The organism is Undibacterium sp. RuRC25W (assembly GCF_049339825.1).
In the GTDB taxonomy this organism is placed as follows: Bacteria; Pseudomonadota; Gammaproteobacteria; order Burkholderiales; family Burkholderiaceae_D; genus Undibacterium.
This window is the reverse complement of sequence record NZ_JBMPPD010000039.1, coordinates 1-17323: the sequence shown is the minus strand read 5'-3', so window position 1 is coordinate 17323 and position 17323 is coordinate 1. Positions and strand designations below refer to the sequence as shown.

General features: G+C 45.3%; 16 protein-coding genes and 1 tRNA gene. 13 read left to right on the top strand and 4 right to left on the bottom strand.

Annotated elements, in window-relative coordinates:
• Nucleotides 1-12: 12 nt before the first annotated feature.
• Nucleotides 13-1176, top strand: a complete 1164-nt coding sequence (locus ACO0KV_RS15770) for an ABC transporter substrate-binding protein (RefSeq protein ID WP_423043714.1) — start codon at nucleotides 13-15, stop codon at nucleotides 1174-1176.
• Nucleotides 1177-1308: 132 nt separating this feature from the next.
• Here ACO0KV_RS15770 and ACO0KV_RS15765 read toward each other — a convergent pair whose 3' ends face one another.
• The gene (locus tag ACO0KV_RS15765; RefSeq protein ID WP_423043712.1) at nucleotides 1309-3528 is read right to left on the bottom strand and encodes a patatin-like phospholipase family protein; all 2220 of its coding nucleotides are present in this window, start codon (nucleotides 3526-3528) and stop codon (nucleotides 1309-1311) included.
• A gap of 154 nt (nucleotides 3529-3682) precedes the next feature.
• Between ACO0KV_RS15765 and ACO0KV_RS15760 the strand changes: the two genes are divergently transcribed.
• The 4 genes from ACO0KV_RS15760 to ACO0KV_RS15745 all read left to right on the top strand — a co-directional run bounded on the left by ACO0KV_RS15760 (nucleotide 3683) and on the right by ACO0KV_RS15745 (nucleotide 6560).
• Nucleotides 3683-4624, top strand: coding sequence for a CysB family HTH-type transcriptional regulator (locus ACO0KV_RS15760; protein ID WP_423043710.1), 942 nt, complete (start codon nucleotides 3683-3685; stop codon nucleotides 4622-4624).
• Between the two features lie 2 nt (nucleotides 4625-4626).
• Nucleotides 4627-5424 (top strand): HAD family hydrolase, encoded by a 798-nt coding sequence (locus ACO0KV_RS15755; RefSeq protein ID WP_423043708.1) that lies wholly within the window; start codon nucleotides 4627-4629, stop codon nucleotides 5422-5424.
• The gene (locus ACO0KV_RS15750) at nucleotides 5417-6070 is read left to right on the top strand and encodes a class I SAM-dependent methyltransferase (protein WP_423043706.1); all 654 of its coding nucleotides are present in this window, start codon (nucleotides 5417-5419) and stop codon (nucleotides 6068-6070) included. The genes ACO0KV_RS15755 and ACO0KV_RS15750 overlap by 8 nt, the downstream gene beginning before the upstream one ends.
• 193 nt (nucleotides 6071-6263) lie before the next feature.
• Nucleotides 6264-6560, top strand: coding sequence for an SCP2 sterol-binding domain-containing protein (locus ACO0KV_RS15745; RefSeq protein WP_423043704.1), 297 nt, complete (start codon nucleotides 6264-6266; stop codon nucleotides 6558-6560).
• Between the two features lie 85 nt (nucleotides 6561-6645).
• Here ACO0KV_RS15745 and ACO0KV_RS15740 read toward each other — a convergent pair whose 3' ends face one another.
• Nucleotides 6646-6984, bottom strand: a complete 339-nt coding sequence (locus ACO0KV_RS15740; RefSeq protein ID WP_423043702.1) for a hypothetical protein — start codon at nucleotides 6982-6984, stop codon at nucleotides 6646-6648.
• Nucleotides 6985-7090: 106 nt separating this feature from the next.
• On the opposite strand from ACO0KV_RS15740, the gene ACO0KV_RS15735 reads away from it, so the two are divergent.
• From ACO0KV_RS15735 to ACO0KV_RS15725, 3 genes are all read left to right on the top strand, one after another.
• Entirely contained in the window at nucleotides 7091-7402 is a 312-nt protein-coding gene (locus tag ACO0KV_RS15735; protein ID WP_423043700.1) for a 2Fe-2S iron-sulfur cluster-binding protein, read from the top strand.
• Nucleotides 7403-7841: 439 nt separating this feature from the next.
• Nucleotides 7842-8045 carry a cold-shock protein gene (locus tag ACO0KV_RS15730; protein WP_186910542.1) on the top strand — a complete coding sequence of 68 codons (204 nt, stop codon included), beginning with the start codon at nucleotides 7842-7844 and terminating at the stop codon, nucleotides 8043-8045.
• A 220-nt stretch (nucleotides 8046-8265) separates the two neighbouring features.
• Nucleotides 8266-10005 carry a methyl-accepting chemotaxis protein gene (locus ACO0KV_RS15725; protein WP_423043698.1) on the top strand — a complete coding sequence of 580 codons (1740 nt, stop codon included), beginning with the start codon at nucleotides 8266-8268 and terminating at the stop codon, nucleotides 10003-10005.
• A gap of 52 nt (nucleotides 10006-10057) precedes the next feature.
• On the opposite strand, the gene ACO0KV_RS15720 is transcribed toward ACO0KV_RS15725, so the two are convergent.
• Nucleotides 10058-10963, bottom strand: a complete 906-nt coding sequence (locus tag ACO0KV_RS15720; protein ID WP_423043696.1) for a LysR family transcriptional regulator — start codon at nucleotides 10961-10963, stop codon at nucleotides 10058-10060.
• A 291-nt stretch (nucleotides 10964-11254) separates the two neighbouring features.
• Here ACO0KV_RS15720 and ACO0KV_RS15715 point away from each other — a divergent pair, with 291 nt between their 5' ends.
• The 5 genes from ACO0KV_RS15715 (at nucleotide 11255) to ACO0KV_RS15695 (ending at nucleotide 16419) form a co-directional block, all read left to right on the top strand.
• Nucleotides 11255-11935, top strand: a complete 681-nt coding sequence (locus ACO0KV_RS15715; protein WP_423043694.1) for a haloacid dehalogenase type II — start codon at nucleotides 11255-11257, stop codon at nucleotides 11933-11935.
• 47 nt (nucleotides 11936-11982) lie between these two features.
• Nucleotides 11983-13569, top strand: a complete 1587-nt coding sequence (gene aceB / locus ACO0KV_RS15710) for a malate synthase A (protein WP_423043692.1) — start codon at nucleotides 11983-11985, stop codon at nucleotides 13567-13569.
• A 186-nt stretch (nucleotides 13570-13755) separates the two neighbouring features.
• Entirely contained in the window at nucleotides 13756-14325 is a 570-nt protein-coding gene (locus tag ACO0KV_RS15705; RefSeq protein ID WP_423043690.1) for a DUF1415 domain-containing protein, read from the top strand.
• A gap of 576 nt (nucleotides 14326-14901) precedes the next feature.
• The gene (locus tag ACO0KV_RS15700; RefSeq protein ID WP_423043688.1) at nucleotides 14902-16152 is read left to right on the top strand and encodes an aspartate kinase; all 1251 of its coding nucleotides are present in this window, start codon (nucleotides 14902-14904) and stop codon (nucleotides 16150-16152) included.
• A 173-nt stretch (nucleotides 16153-16325) separates the two neighbouring features.
• Nucleotides 16326-16419: transfer RNA gene (locus tag ACO0KV_RS15695), tRNA-Ser, on the top strand.
• Between the two features lie 147 nt (nucleotides 16420-16566).
• Here the strand turns inward: ACO0KV_RS15695 and ACO0KV_RS15690 are convergent.
• Entirely contained in the window at nucleotides 16567-17172 is a 606-nt protein-coding gene (locus ACO0KV_RS15690; protein ID WP_423043686.1) for a sensor histidine kinase, read from the bottom strand.
• Nucleotides 17173-17323 lie beyond the last annotated feature (151 nt).

Below are 17323 nucleotides of genomic sequence, written 5' to 3'. Positions count from 1 at the left end.
GAGGAAAAATTGATGCACGCAATTCGATCACTTTTAGTGGGCCTTACTGCTGTTCTCTGTGTCCCTGCGCCTGCGCAGGTCAAAGTCGGTGTGGATTTGTCAATGACAGGCGCAGCTGCTTCGATTGGTGCTTCCTCCAAAAAAGCAGTGTTGTTATGGCCAAAAGAAATCGCAGGGCAGCACGTTGAGTACATTATTCTCGATGATGCCAGTGATCCGAGTAATGCAGTGCGCAATGCACGCAAACTGATCACCGAAGACAAAGTTGATATTGTGATTGGTCCAAATCTGACCTCGTCGGCACTGGCGATGTTGGATGTAATGGCAGAAAGTTCAACGCCAATGGTGACACTGGCGGCTTCTGCCGTCATTGTGATGCCAATGGACGAAAAGCGAAAATGGGTATTTAAAATGCCGCAAAATGATACCCACATGGCGACTATCCTGACCCAGAATATGGCTGATCGTGGTTTCAAAAGAGTGGGCTTTATTGGTTTTGCAGATGCTTATGGTGATGGTTGGTGGAGCGAATTTTCTAAGCTTGCTGAAATCAGAAAAATCACGATAGTTGCTACTGAACGTTATGCTAGAACCGACGCGAGTGTTACCGGACAGGTTTTAAAACTCATCGCAGCGCAGCCTGATGCTATTCTGATTGCTGGGTCTGGCACACCAGCGATATTGCCTCAGAAAACGCTGTTTGAGCGGGGGTATAAAGGGCAAATTTATCAAACACATGGTATTGCCAGTCCAGAATTTTTAAAGCTAGGTGGGAAAGAAGTGGAGGGGACCTTATTTCCTACCGGTCCTGCGGTCGTCGCGTCTCAATTGCCAACCAATAATGCAGTAAAAAAGACGGCTTCCGAATTTATTGATCGATATCAGGCCGCTTATCCTTCAGAGCGTGGGATGAATGGTGTTACACAATTTGCCGCCGATGCATGGGGTGCCTATCTGTTGACAGCACACGGTATTACTGAGGCCGTAAAAGTGGCGCGACCCGGTACCAAGGCTTTTCGTCTTGCTTTAAGGGCGAGTCTTGAAACTACGCACGATTTAGCTGTCCCTCAAGGTGTGATCAACATGACGCCGACAGATCACGTTGGTCTGGATCAAAGATCGCGCGTAATGGCAAAGATTCAGGGTGGTAAATTTTTGTATGCTTCGGGCGGATAGCCTGATCAATGTGATGCCTATCGTCAGAAATGCGCCAGTTGTTATCCTATTTCATGACATATTCTACGTAGGCTACGCTGACGCTTTCTGACCATTATTAGATCAATGTCTGTTTTTTTTGGGTGGTAGTTCTTATTGCCTTCCCATTTGGAAGAAGACATTTTTTGCACCGTTCTGTCCAACCGCAAATCCCAGATAAATCGGCCCCATAAAACTATCAAAGCCAGCAAATAAGCTTAAGCTTTTTCGTAGGGAGGGGACTGTTATCTGATTGCGCGTGTTCCAGACGTTGCCTGCCTCTAACGAAGAGCCTAGAAACAGGCTCTGACCCGCCATTTCAAAATTCACTGCCCGAAGTAGATAGGTGGCACTGCCGTAAAGCATGTAGTTGCCACTGAATTGGTCTTGCTGATAGGCAGATAGTTTTTGGAAGCCGCCTAAGGTCGAGCCAATTCCTTGAAGTTCGGTGCTTGTCTGGAGCAAGCCAGCGCCGCTGAACTTCAGATTGATACTATGGCTTTGAAAACTTTTTGCCCATTCACTGCTAAATGAGAGTTCTTGATAGTTTTTTTCACTTCTGTTGAGACCAAAAAAGATACTTCCAGCGACTTTATAGCCATCCCTAGGGAAGTTGGGATCGCTCAATTGATCGATTGTCGCCGACGTTTTTATGCCAACTTGTTGAATGCTGCCGCTTGGGAAGGTTGGACTCGTCACTGTCCCATCAGGATTAGAGATAACGCCTGCTAATTTGGAGTGTACACTGAAGCGGTTATAGTTAAGTCCAATCCGAGCTTCACCTAGTTTACTTTGCTCACCTAGCCTGAATGCCCAATCTATCCCAGCTTTTTCGGTGCGTAAATCGAGTTCAGCAATGCGGCTGTCTCCATCATATTGATTGATCGTACTATCATTGAATTCGATATATGGCGAGACAAACATTCCTTCACGTTCGAAAACTGGTTGGCGTAGTTCTGTATGTAATTTAATTTGATTTCCAAATTCAGCGTCAGTTCGCCACTCTAAGCCGCTGTCATTGAGCCATGGACGTCGATGGCCGACCTGAAGACGAAAGCCGCCGATAGCGTCAAAACCACTTGATAAATTTAGGCCAAAACGTAAAAAATGTGGGCCCCAATTGCGACCTCGTGCGTCGATTCTGATGCCGTATTCATCGTTTCGCTGTATCAGTTCATGGTTGATACTGTCAAATTCCCTGGCGTTGTTCAACACCGCCAATCTCCGATTGATGTCATCCGTGTTATAGATGCTGCCAATTTGAATACCCAATTGACGCCGAATGTCTTTTTCCGGAATTTTGCTCTCATTGTTAATGTCAATGAAGCTGATCTTGATCGGCGGTAGTTGTGGGTTGAGCCTCATGCGCTGAGTGCTCATGAAGACTTGTTCTGGTAACGATAATCTCTTTAGTTTGTCCGCCATTTTTTTTGTTGCCGCCTCGCCAATGAGACTAGCCTCTTGTGATCGAGAAAAATCCATGAATCCAATATTCCCCAGATCAGGCTCAATTAATATATCTCCACTACGGAGTGAGGCCTTCTGTGCTTGCACGTTTTGTTCAGTGAGAATATTAATCATCTGCTGACTCACATTGAACAATGTTTGTAGTTGGTCGCGGGCCATCAGTGGCGTGCCAATATTGACTGCGATAACGACATCAGCACCCATGCTACGAGCAATATCGACTGGTAAATTGCGAACTAGTCCGCCATCTGAGAGTAATCGGCCATTGACTTCCGTCGGCGCAAAAACACCAGGAGCTGCCATACTTGCGCGAATTGCTTTGTGTAATGATCCCTTGTCAAAAACGACCATTTGACCCGTTTCAAGATCAGTTGCAACTGTCCTAAACGGGATCGGTAATTGATCAAAACGGATCTCTGGTGGTAAATGCGCAGTCCAGCTTTGAATTAACTCTTGAAATTGACTGGCTTGTATGGCGCCAGTAGGTAGTCGTACGCCGTTTTCGCTCAATCCTAATGTGGCGCCGAGTGGGTAACGGTCATCTTCTTCTCTCACCGCCTGTGGTAACTCCCTTCGATCAATACGATCAAGTGCGATGTCGTTGAGCTTGAGTTTTTGTAACTTATTTTCTATCTCAGTTGCCGACATGCCAGCAGCATACAGCCCGCCAACTACTGCGCCCATACTGGTACCTGCAATGCAATCAATAGGAATGTGCATCTCTTCCAGTTGTTTAAGTACACCTAAATGGGCGAATCCTCGTGCGCCACCCCCAGATAGTGCCAGGCAAACCTTAATCGGTCGGGATTGTACTTTTTGTGCGGGGATCGTCTCAGCCGTCGCTGTAAAACAATGTGAAAACAACATCAAAACACTGAGAGTGTTAAAAAAAATCGGTTTCAGGCTTGGGTATCTTTGATTGAGCATGGAATTCTTGTCGTGGTCTCTATATACTGCTAGAAGTATATCAACTTTGTTTTACCGAAGTTTAATAGCATAAGCCAACTTATTTTAGCGACCCATGAACCTACATCAATTACGCTTTGTCCGGGAAGCCGTCAGGCAGAATTTTAATCTGACTGAGGCAGCGAAAGCGCTGTTTACTTCACAACCAGGCGTCTCTAAGGCCATTATTGAGTTAGAAGAAGAGTTGGGTGTGGATATTTTTACTCGGCACGGTAAGCGTATTCGTGGTTTGACTGAACCTGGGCGTGCTGTTTTGAAGTCGGTTGAACTGATTATGCAAGAAATCGACGGTCTCAAGCGTATTGGCAAAGAATATGCGGCTCAGGATAGTGGTAGTTTTACCATTGCAACGACCCACACGCAGGCACGCTACGCCTTGCCGATGGTTGTTCAAGCGTTTATGCAAAAATTCCCTAAGGTGAGATTGTCTCTATTGCAAGGAAACCCGAAGCAGATTGCTGAAATGGTGATGCGCGATCAGGCAGATCTTGTGATAGCGACAGAGTCGATTGCTGGTTTTGATGGGTTGATTTCTCTGCCTTGCTATCAATGGGAGCATGTTGTGATCGTCCCAGTTGATCATCCTTTGTTACGGGTGAAAAATGTGACGCTGGAAGAAATCGCCGAATTTCCACTTGTAACTTACGATGCTGCTTTTGCTGGACGTAGCAAGATTGACCAGGCATTTCAGATTCGCAATCTTAAGCCCGATATTCTGCTTGAAGCTATTGACGCAGACGTCATCAAAACCTATGTTGAGCTAGGGATGGGGATCGGCATTATTGCTGGCATGGCATTTGATGCGGAACGTGATAAAAATCTGCGCGCTATCTCGGTAGGTCACTTATTTGGGATGAACGTCTCACGCGTAGCGATTAAGCAGGGGGCGTATTTACGTAGTTATGTCTATACCTTTATTGAACTCTTAAATCCAACACTGACTCGCAAGATGGTTGATAGTGTTTTGCAAGGCAATAAAGATAATTACGATTTATAAGTATGAAGGCACTGCATGAATGGTCGCATGGTCAGCTGCCTCAGTTGCGCGTGGTGTTGACGGATATTGATGATACATTGACGACCAACGGTCAACTGTGTGCTGCAAGTTTGGATGCGCTGGACAGGGCTAAACGGGCAGGGTTATTGAGGATTGCGGTAACGGGGCGTCCCACATATTGGACACTGCCATTACTGCGCCTATGTAACTTTGATGCGGTGATTGCCGAGAACGGAGCTAGCGCCTTTTGGCTTGATGGTAAAGGTGTGCAGCACGCTTTATTTTATGCGGATGCACAGACGCGCAAGCAACACAAGCAGCGCCTTGAGCGCTTCGCGGTGCAACTTGAACAGCGCTTTCCTGGAGTAAAGATTGCGTTGGACGCGCAGCAGAGAATCGGCGATCTTGCGTTTGATATTGGCGAAAAAATTCCTGCTTTGCCAGTCGAAAGCGTTAAAGAAATTGTCACCTTTATTAGGGAGCATGGCTTGTACTCGACGACGAGTAATATCCATGCTCACGCGTCGGTGATGCCGTTTTCTAAACAAACGATGACGCAGCGGTTATTGGCAGAGATTTTTGGTATTGATGATGACGCTGCGCGTGACTGTTGTGTATTCATTGGCGACTCTCCTAATGATGCCAGTATGTTTGCACATTACCCTTGGTCGGTCGGTGTGGCAAATGTAAAAAAATACCTGGATAGATTCGATACCCATCCACGTTTTGTGACGCAGCATGAATGTGGGGCCGGATTTGTCGAACTGATTAACTTTTTATTAGATAAACAAAATGACTGAAGAAATAATGCGTGAATATTACGCTCAACGCGCACAGCACTTAGAGCAAGTGTACGAGCGTCCGGAGCGCTTGGCTGATTTGCAAGAGATGCAGAATCGCATCTGTGAGTTACTCAAAAATCATCAGGTTCTTGAAGTGGCTTGTGGAACAGGTTATTGGACTGAAAAGTTCGCGCCTTATGCGGCATCAGTGGTTGCTACTGACATTAATCAGTCGATGCTCAATATTGCCCAAACAAAATCTTACCCTTCAGAAAACACTACTTTTGATTTGGTCGATCTATACGAATTGCCGGATGCGACAGCGGGACAGTATTCAGCTTGCTTTGCAGGATTTTTCTGGTCTCATGTTAAACGTGAAGAGCAATCTGCATTATTAACCAAGTTAAGTAAAGGCGCGGGTAAAGGAAGTTTGTTGGTACTGATTGATAATAACTATATTGAAGGTAGCAGCACGCCGATCGCTCGGACAGATGCGGAAGGTAATACCTATCAGTTCCGTATCCGCCAAGATGGAGAACGGGTCGGTATTCTTAAAAACTTCCCGACGGATAGTGCGTTACGTAAAAAATTTGGTCCAAACGTCAGAGATATCCGGATTTTCAGAAATCAGCATTACTGGTTGTTAAGCTGTATCTTGAAATAACCCTGCGCATTTCGCTTGGGATTGATTTTGATTGGAAGTTGTCTAGTATTGTTCCTCGAAAGGGATGCATGCTAAAGTGATTTTGTTTTTAACTTGTGACTTACGCAAAAACATCTCTCATTCTTGGTTTGTTTTGATAATAGAGATCAAGTGGGATATTTTTGCGTAAGTCTTATAACTTAAAGGAGTAGGCATGGATTTGCAAACGTGTACTGAGACAATTCGCGCTAAAGTTGGCGACAACAGCGGGCTCAACGCAACCTTGAAATTTGATTGTGGTAGTGATGGCGTTGTATTCGTTGATGCCGTTTCAGCACCTAATACGGTTTCTAATGAAAATACGGATGCCGCTTGTACGATCACGATTTCTTTGAAAGATCTCTCTGCGCTGTTGAATGGCGAACTCAATCCAATGAATGGATTTATGATGGGTAAGCTCAAAGTCGCTGGTGATATGGGCATTGCGATGCGTTTGCAAACTGTCGTTTAAAAGCAGTTGCTGCCTTCTGATAAGGCTGGCTTCAAAAACCGTAGATCAGAATATTGATGCTACGGTTTTTTATTGCCTGCAGCGTTCACACTAGTGACATCGCACCAACGACAAGTGCAGAGGTTCCGTCAGGGTATAGCGCATCGAAGCAGCGGGTGCATGAGTTGCAGAATAAATGTGAACGTTTTACATGTTTGTAGCGCAAAACCAATTGCAGTTTGGTGCTCATGCAATAGGGGCAGTGTTCCCGCATGTGGCCTACGGATTGAATATCTTGAGCATAATAGATACCGTCAACCATGGCGCCTTCTATGACGTCTCTAGGGTCGACTTCTAGTAAAATAAAATCTGGCGCTCGGTTGTTGCGGCGATCACTGGACAGTTGGTGGGAAGGTGTTTTTAATGTCATGTTTGCATGATTCATGCTGAACTCCTGAATTGTCTTGCGCGCCTGAGCCTGCCTATTTGATCAAGTGCTCATTTCAATTTAGTAAAATTCAGCGCAAATAACAAGGACTGCTTAAAAACTCATGGAACAAAACGTTCAGGATGGGAGTGTGACGATATTGCTTCAGGAATGGCAGTATCCGGTGTTACATGGGCAAAGTATTCTGGAAGCGTCTCTCTTGGCCGGAATACGTTTGCCAAACTCTTGTAGAAATGGCACATGCAGGGCATGCATGTGTAAATTAGTTGATGGCGAAATTCGGTATCGGATCGATTGGCCTGGACTGAGTGCTGAAGAAAAAGCGGAATGCTGGATTTTGCCTTGTGTAGCAGAAGCAAAGGGCGCGATCGTCATTGATGCTCCTTTTGCCGCTCAGGTAAAAACTGAGGGTTGAGTTGGGTGTGGCATCACTATATTACTGTATAGCTTCCTTTTTCCTGGACTGGTAAGGTGTTTTTGTAGCGTGAGTGGGCCGAAAGGTCAGCATCACTGGTTGCTGCGATGAGAGACCCTGATCATCCTGCAATACGTTTAACACGCTGGGACAATGTTGCAGTAGCACTAATCAAAAGAAATAATGTATTTTTAATAATAAATTGGTATGTTTTACGTAAAAAATCAGTTTGATGTCGGCTAAATGCACACGTAAAGACTGAAAGTTGAATATATTTGCAGATATCTTCATTTTTTATTTACTTTCTCCCATAGATTATGCGTATAATCAACTAGTCGTTGAGATTCAAAGTGGTAGTGCAGTATCAGTCTGTCATTTCTTACTTGGTTGAAACGATCTATCGGGCATATGCCCAAATTAACTGAAATAGGAAATAGTAATGGCAACAGGTATTGTTAAGTGGTTCAATGATTCTAAAGGTTTTGGTTTCATTACTCCTGATGAAGGCGGCGAAGATTTGTTCGCTCACTTCTCCGCAATCGTATCTTCCGGCTTCAAATCTTTGAAAGAAAACCAACGCGTTTCTTTCGAAGTAACGACAGGCCCAAAAGGTAAGCAAGCTTCCAACATCGCTCCTCTGTAATTTGAGGTTTGATGGGCTGATATAACAGCCTTGCAAATAAAAAATCCCCGATTTTGTCGGGGATTTTTTTTGAGCTTTTGTAAATGTGTCTCGTATTTTTTAGTAAAACAATTTTATGTTGAGCTGTAGTGTGAACATAAAATATTGTTTTTAATCAATACTGAGGCCTGTGTTTTTTGTACTCTGGTGTATTTGAAAAAGACTGATTAAGAGGGTAGTGATGATTAATTTAACGATCAGGTTGAGGTTGATTGGCACCATGGCTTTTATGGCCATCCTGTTGACTATTGGTGGATTAATGGGTATTTACGGCGTGCGCAATAGTAATGCGGTGATCCAAGAATTATTTGCCAACCAGTTGCCTTCAGTTGATAGTTTGGAGCAATCTCGGGTCTGGCTCTTAAGTTCTAGAACTGCACTTGATAGAGCGATCGCTCATCCAGATGCTGCCAGTGTATCGACGACGATCAGTAAGTCAGAAGAGTTCGTGGTTAAGTCAGACGAGAACTTTAAAAAGTATCTTAGTTTGCCGCTGGACGAGTCGGAAAAAAAATTAGTAGCAGATCTCATTTCACTTCGTGATACCTATTTAAAAGAAGCCCATCAACCGATGTTGGCAGCAATTAAGGCCGGTAATAAAGAAGAGGCGGATCGAATTAATACTGAGATTGTTCCAGTAAAATTTTCGCCATATTCAGCAAAAATTGGCGAGCTTGCCGAGTATCAGTTTGTTAGCTCTAGTGAGTTGCTGAAAAAAAGCCAAAGCGACTTAACGATTTTTATGTGGGTCGACATTTTGGGTGTTGTTGCTGGTTTGACTGCCGTGTTTATTTCTGCGCATTTCTTATTGCGCGCTATTTCGCACCCCCTGCAGCAGGCACTGGTCCAATTTACTGCTATTGGTGATGGTGATCTGACGAATCAATTAACGCCTGAGTCCAATGATGAAATGGGGCAATTGGTTTCTGGTCTAGAGACAATGCGCCAGAGTCTTGTACAAACTGTCACGATGGTCCGTCAAAGTAGTGGTTCGATTGCTGTTTCCTCTGAAGAAATTGCTACGGGCAATATGGAATTATCAACGCGGACCGAGCAGCAGGCTGCGAGCCTGGAAGAGACTGCTTCCTCGATGGAAGAGTTGACATCCACTGTGCAGCAAAATGCGGATAATGCACGTCAAGCGAACAGCTTGGCATTGACTGCGTCTGAGGTGGCGACTAAAGGTGGTCGTGTCGTTGGCGATGTGGTGCACACCATGTCTTCAATTAAAGAAAGCTCACGGAAGATCGTTGATATCATCGCCGTGATTGATGGTATTGCGTTCCAGACCAATATTCTGGCCCTGAATGCAGCGGTGGAAGCCGCGCGGGCAGGTGAGCAAGGACGTGGATTTGCCGTAGTGGCGACGGAAGTGCGAAATCTCGCGCAACGGTCTGCAGGCGCTGCCAAAGAGATTAAAGAACTCATTAGTAATTCCGTTGATAAGGTTGATGAAGGATCTCGTTTGGTGGATGATGCTGGTAAGACGATGGATGAAATTGTGGTGTCGATTAAAAGTGTTGCTGACATTATGGCTGAGATCACAGCGGCTAGCGCTGAGCAAAGTGATGGCATCCAACAGGTGAACCAAGCGATCGCAAAAATGGACGAGGCAACACAGCAAAACGCTGCCTTAGTCGAAGAGGCTGCCGCTGCTGCAGGTAGCATGCGTGAAGAGGCGCACAATCTTAATAAGGCCGTTGGTATTTTTAAAATATCGAACGTCATTGATCAACATCCTGTCTCATCAGTAGCAGCATCTGCTGCAAAGAAAACTGGTGCTGCATCTGTGTCATATGCAGCAAAATCAGCTATCAAACCAGTGAAAGCAATCAGAAGTGCTGTTGCGCCAAAATCAGCTTCAAGAAAAAAATCAAGACCATCATCTTTGAGTGAGGCGGGTGATTGGGAGGAGTTTTAAACTGACGATGCACCATAAAAAAACGGGCTTTATGCCCGTTTTTTTATGAGGATTAAATTTTTTTCCAGTAAAACGGATCACTATAGGCTTGCCTGAGAAAGTCGATGAATGAGCGGATACGCAACGGTAAATGACGTCGCTGCGCAAAAATAGCGTAGATATCGTTACCAGGTGCCGTGTATTCATCCAGAACCGTGACTAATTTCCCAGATTCGATCTCCGCACCCACCTCCCACATGGAGCGCCAGGCAAGGCCTTTGCCGGCCATCGCCCAGTCATGTAAAACCTCGCCATCATTGCAGACCATATTGCCATCGACCTTGATCGTGACATTTTTACCGTTCTGGCGAAAGGTCCAGCCGCGTTGGCTGCCATCGCTACTAAAAGCGAGGCAGTTATGAGCGCTTAATTCGTCGATACTCTTAGGGGTACCTTGGCGTTTGATATAACTTGGCGCAGCGACGACAACGCGTTTATTGTCTGCCAGCTTAACGCCGATCAGATTCGAGTCAGTTAATGAAGCGATACGAATAGCGACGTCAACGCCTTCACCAATCAGATCGACCACTCGGTCATTCAGGCTGAGAGTGAGTTTAAGATCGCTATGCTCTGCTAAAAATGAGGGGATCAGCGGTGCAACATGTCGCCTGCCAAATCCTGCTGGAGCAGAGACGGTCAGCGTACCGCTCGCGTTCGAACTGCGTTCCGAAACGGAGGACTCTGCTTCTTCGAGATCCGCGAGAATGCGCATGCAGTCATCGAGAAACGCTGCGCCCTCGTTGGTTAGTGCAATTTTGCGCGTGGTTCTTTGGATTAATTTTACCCCAAGCCTTTCCTCTAAGGCATCCAACCGACGGCTTATCATTGCGGGCGCAACGCCCTCTGCGCGGGCAGCAGCAGAGAGGCTGCCTCGGTTGGCAACTTCGACAAACGTGGTAATTTGTTTGAATTGATCCATCTGTTTTTTCTCTTTGGATTGAGTGCAATCTGCTAATGCAGGTCATTGCCATCATTTTATGCGGTCTATTATGAGCTAAATGCTTTTATTTTTAACTAAAAGTAAAAGATAAAGTGATAAAACTAGGTATTTCTAGTAATTTTTATTGAATATACTATGTTTCAGATTCTTACAATTGATACACAAGCCCATTAGGGTTGTGTGCGCATGGTAAAGCGAAAACGACTGTGCTGCTTGGAACGCATTGTATTAATCCGGTATTTGTGTTTTTTCACTTAGGAAAGAAATGTCATGACGATTCATGCAATTGCGTTTGATGCCTATGGGACTTTGTTTGACGTGTATTCAATCAGTCAATTGGCAGACAAATATTTTCCTGGGCGTGGTAACGAGTTGGCACAAATGTGGCGTACCAAGCAGATCGAATACACTCAATTGCGCACGATGTGCAGTATGTACAAGCCATTTTGGGAAGTCACGCAAGATGCGTTGATCTTTGTCTGTAAAAAATTGGCACTGAATTTAAGTCTCGATGCGCAAAACGCATTAATGGGACAGTATGCCCGGTTAGAGTCGTTTCCGGAAAATCTGGTAACGCTAAAAGCGTTGCGGTCTGCAGGGTATAAATTGTCGATTCTATCGAATGGGACAACCCCTATGTTGCAATCAGCGGTGGATGCCGCAGGAATGCAGGGACTATTTAGTCACTTGATGTCGGTTGAGGCGGTGCGTAAATATAAAACAGCACCAGAAGCCTATCAATTAGGGCCGGATGTATTTGGCGTGCCTGCAAAAAATATCTTGTTCGTGTCGAGTAACGGCTGGGATGTTTGTTGTGCAACCTGGTTTGGTTACACGACGTTCTGGGTAAATCGTGCTGGCGCACCGCTGGAGGAATTGGGTGTGACGCCACATGGAGTGGGTAGCACGCTGACTGACGTGATTGGATTTGTTGATCAATATCACAGTTAATTTTTTGAATTTTATTTTTGATGTAAACTTTTATCGCGGAGACTGAAATGACGCAATTGAATGTACCTGAAGGCATGCAAATTACTGGTGAAATTAAACCAGGCTTTGAACAAATTCTGACGCCAGAAGCATTGGCTCTGGTCGCTAAACTGAGTCGCGCATTTGAGCCGCGTCGTCAGGAGCTGCTGGCAGCGCGTGTGGAGCGTGCGAAGCGTCTTGATGCTGGTGAGTTACCTGACTTTTTACCTGAAACAGCGCATATCCGTGAAGGTGACTGGAAGATCGCTCCAATTCCAAAAGCCTTGGAGTGCCGCCGCGTTGAAATTACAGGTCCTGTTGAACGTAAGATGGTTATCAATGCGTTCAACTCTGGCGCAGACAGCTACATGACTGACTTTGAAGATTCCAATACGCCAAACTGGGATAATCAGATCACTGGTCAGATCAATATGCGTGATGCAGTGCGCCGCACGATCAGCTTGGAACAAAACGGTAAGTCATACAAACTCAACGACAAAATCGCAACGTTGGTGGTCCGTCCACGTGGTTGGCATCTGGATGAAAAGCATGTCCTGGTTGATGGTAAGCGTGTTTCAGGTGGTATTTTTGACTTTGCTTTATTTTTATTCCATAACGCCAAAGAGCAGTTGGCACGTGGCGCAGGTCCATACTTCTATCTGCCAAAAATGGAATCCCATTTGGAAGCGCGTTTGTGGAACGATATTTTTGTGATGGCACAAAATGAAGTCGGTATTCCACAAGGTACCGTCAAGGCAACCGTATTGATTGAAACCATCGTCGCTGCCTTTGAGATGGACGAGATTTTGTATGAATTGCGTGAGCACAGTTCTGGCTTGAATGCTGGCCGCTGGGATTATATTTTCTCTTGCATTAAAAAATTCAAAAACGATAAAAACTTCTGCTTGGCAGACCGCGCTAAAGTAACAATGACAGCGCCGTTTATGCGTTCTTACGCATTGCTGTTGCTGAAAACATGCCACAAGCGTAATGCACCTGCGATCGGTGGTATGGCAGCGTTGATTCCAATCAAAAATGATCCAGAAAAAAATGACATCGCGATGGGTGGTGTACGCAATGATAAAGCCCGTGATGCAACTGATGGTTACGACGGCGGCTGGGTTGCGCATCCAGGTCTGGTCGAGTTGGCGATGACTGAATTCAAAAAGGTATTGGGTGATGCGCCAAATCAAATTTCCAAGCAACGTCCGGACATTGAAGTCACAGCGAAAGATTTGCTGAACTTTCAGCCGGAAACGCCAATCACTGAGGCAGGCTTGCGTTATAACATTAACGTTGGCATCCATTATCTGGGTGCATGGTTGGCAGGAAATGGCTGTGTACCAATTCATAACCTGATGGAAGACGCTGCAACCGCAGAGATCAGCCGTTCTCAGGTATGGCAGTGGATCCGTTCTGCCAAAGGCAATCTGGAAGATGGTCGTAAAGTGACTGCAGAGATGGTGCGCGCCATGATTCCAGAAGAACTGGTCAAGGTCAAAGAAGTGGCTGGAAATGGTCCGACGTATGACCGTGCTGCGGTAATTTTTGAAGAAATGTCGACATCGGAAAACTTTGCCGAATTTTTGACATTACCTTTGTACGAAGAAATCTGAGTCAACTGACGATGTTCGGTGAGGTGATTGCAGCGAACATTGCTTAAATCTTCACTGATATGGTCTAAAATCAAAAAAACAGCCCGAAAATTTCGGGCTGTTTTTTATTGAGGTGGCATACTGTCGTTTTATTTTCTACGCTGTGCTACGACGCCGGATAGCGTTGTAACCTGAAAGCCATTTATCATGCCAAAAACTACTCCTATTGCACCTGAAACCGTGATTGCCCATACCGAAGAATGGTTGGAAAAAGCGGTGATTGGTCTCAATCTGTGTCCATTTGCAAAAGCCGTCCACGTCAAGAAGCAAATTCGTTATGTGGTGAGTGAGGCGACGACACCAGAGGCATTGTTGGAACAACTTCACAGCGAACTTGAATTACTGGCGGAAACCAGTGCAGAAAAAATCGATACGACGCTGCTAATTCATCCACAAGTTCTGACCGACTTTCTTGACTTTAATGACTTCATGGAGGTTGCTGATGGGTTATTAGAAGAGCTTGAATTGGATGGTATTTTGCAAGTGGCAAGTTTTCATCCCGATTTCCAGTTCGACGGCACAGATCTGGATGATATTGAAAATTACACTAATCGCTCCCCTTATCCGGCGCTGCATTTATTGCGCGAAGAAAGCATTGATCGCGCAGTAGAAGCGTTTCCGGATGCTGGGATGATTTATGAAAAAAATATCGAAACTATGCAAGGTTTGGGATTTGAAGGATGGGATGGATTGGCGCTTTCTTACCTGAATAAATAATAATCTTGCGGAGGTGTTCGCTGGTGGGTTGTTGATGCCGTAGCGTGAATAACTGCCGCGCATTTAGATCGGCTCACAGTGCGATTCCGCAATTGCAGCAAAAAAAGAGGCTTGCCTGACAACGCATTGCAATTACTTGTTTATATCGATAGATGAAATAGTCATATGACGCCGTTGAGTGATTTATTGGTGAAAAATGGCTGAATTTATTTCTTCTATTGCTGGTTTTTGGTTGTATTGAAACTTGGTAAAGCTGCATACTACGGGGGAGTATATTTATATGTCTATATTAATCAATGGTATAAACATATAAAATCGACATACCCCCATACCTTACGCGAGAATTGGCTAGTCGTCTTATTTGCCGCCTATTCCTGGTAAGAGCGTATTCTGTCTATTTTATTTTCAGTTTTCTTGTTGGTTTGCCTTATTTTCTGCGGAAAATTTGTTCTTAAACTCGCCAATACCGCGGATTCTTCAGAAATTGTGGCTTAAAGCTTCTTGTTATTTTGCAGAGCAGCATGTAGAGTAAGGGGTTGATTTACCTCATTTCTCACCCTTTAGTCTTCTATATCTATGGCTTTAATCGTCCACAAATACGGCGGTACGTCGATGGGTTCAACAGAACGCATCAAGAACGTCGCCAAGCGCGTCGCCAAATGGCATGATGCCGGTCACCAGATAGTTGTGGTGCCATCGGCAATGTCCGGCGAAACAAATCGTATCATCGGTCTCGCTAAAGAAATTATGGCGCAACCTGATCCTCGTGAACTCGACATGATCGCCTCTACAGGCGAACAAGTATCTGTCGGTCTGCTGGCAATGGCATTGCAAGCAATTGGTAAGCAAGCGGTATCTTACGCTGGCTGGCAAGTTGCGATTAAGACCGATTCCGCTCATACCAAAGCACGTATTGCATCGATTGATGATGCCAAAGTGAGGGCTGATCTGGATGCGGGCAAGATTGTCATCATCACTGGTTTTCAAGGCGTCGATGAGCACGGCAATATCACAACGCTTGGGCGTGGTGGTTCAGATACCTCTGCGGTGGCTGTCGCGGCGGCATTGAAGGCGCAGGAATGCCTGATTTACACCGATGTGGATGGTGTCTACACGACGGATCCACGCGTTGTTTCTGATGCTCGCCGTTTAAATACGGTCACCTTTGAGGAAATGCTTGAAATGGCATCCCTCGGGTCCAAAGTTTTGCAAATTCGCTCAGTTGAGTTTGCTGGTAACTACCGTATGCCTACCCGGGTCTTGTCGTCATTGACTGACCCGCTAATGCCGCTGGAAGAAGAAGCAAAATCCGGCACTCTGATTTCGTTTGAGGAAGATACACACATGGAACAAGCTACCATCACCGGCATCGCGTTTAACCGTGATGAAGCCAAAATTACTGTATTGGGCGTACCTGATCGTCCAGGTATCGCGTACCAGATTCTCGGTCCGGTTGCAGATGCTAATATCGAAGTCGATATGATTATCCAGAACCAGTCTGTTGAAGGGAAAACAGACTTTACTTTCACTGTTCCACGCGGCGAGTACCAAAAAGCGATGGAAGTCCTCGAGGGTAGTGTTAAAGCACACATCGGTGCTGCAAGTATCGCCGGTGATTCCAAAGTATCGAAAGTGTCCGTGGTTGGCGTTGGCATGCGTAGCCATGTCGGTATCGCATCCCAGATGTTCCGTACTTTGTCGGAAGAGGGCATCAATATCCAGATGATTTCTACGTCGGAAATCAAAATCTCTGTGTTGATTGATGAGAAATATATGGAACTTGCGGTACGTTCCTTGCATAAAGCATTTGGTCTCGAAAGCGCATAACAAAGGATGAATGGCGGGATTGTGCTCAATTTGGTCCTGTTTTATTCGTTTGAGGCAATACAGTTTGAAAAAAACTATTTTTGTGTACCGCAATAGTTGACCAAAGGCAGTTGAACCGCTATTATCTTGATCTCGATTACTGCCGAGCTCTCGGGTAAGGTTGGTAATAGTGTGGAGGCGTGGCCGAGTGGCCGAAGGCACTTCCCTGCTAAGGAAGCATATGGGCTTAAACCTGTATCGTGAGTTCGAATCTCACCGCCTCCGCCAGTAATTCTGATTAAGCCCCTGATTCGTCAGGGGCTTTTTCTTTTTTAGCTATTGAGTTCGCTATAAGATCTAGGTGGGTATTCTCGTCGTTAGCGTTGCTAAGCGCATCACTATCGTTTTTTGCTATCACACACACTCTCTCTAATCTTACTTGTGCATTATTCCTGCATCGTTCGTCATTTCGCTCTCCGGTGCCGTAGTTGGTAGTGTGAGCTGGAATGTTGTTCCACCATATTCTCGTTCAGAGATTACAATAATTTTCCCACCCAACAAGCCAGTGACGAGGTTGTGCACAATGTGCAAACCCATTCCGGATCCTCCTTGGCCAAGACGTGTTGTAAAGAAGGGCTCAAATACCCGGCGTAGATGATCACTTGGGATTCCTCTGCCGTTGTCTTTGATTTGCAGCAGAATATTGTTCTCATCAAGACGTTGAGCGCTGATGTGTATTAACCCGTCCTTAGACGCATCAATTCCATGAATGATCGCGTTGTTGATCAGGTTGATTAATACTTGTCCTAGTGGGCCAGGAAAACTGTCCATATTGATCGTTTTATCAATATCTTGTTTTATGCAACATTGCTCCTGTGAAAGGGTTGGGTTCATTGTTAGTAAAATTTCTGCGGTAAGATCGGCTAACGAGAATTGCCTTCGTTTTGAGCTGGTCCTATCAACAGCGACATGCTTAAAGCTAGTTACTAGATCGCCAGCGCGCGTCAGATTGCGTACTAAGATCTCAGTCGCTAATTTCATTTCTGCGATAAATTTTCTTAATGCAGAAGGCGAATTCTAGGATGAAGTGCAATTTATGAACGGTACCGGTTAATGAGGGCAAGATGCGATAGCATTTGTGCCTTTTTGACCGGCCAGTCGAAATTGCATAATGAACTACACACATCTCACC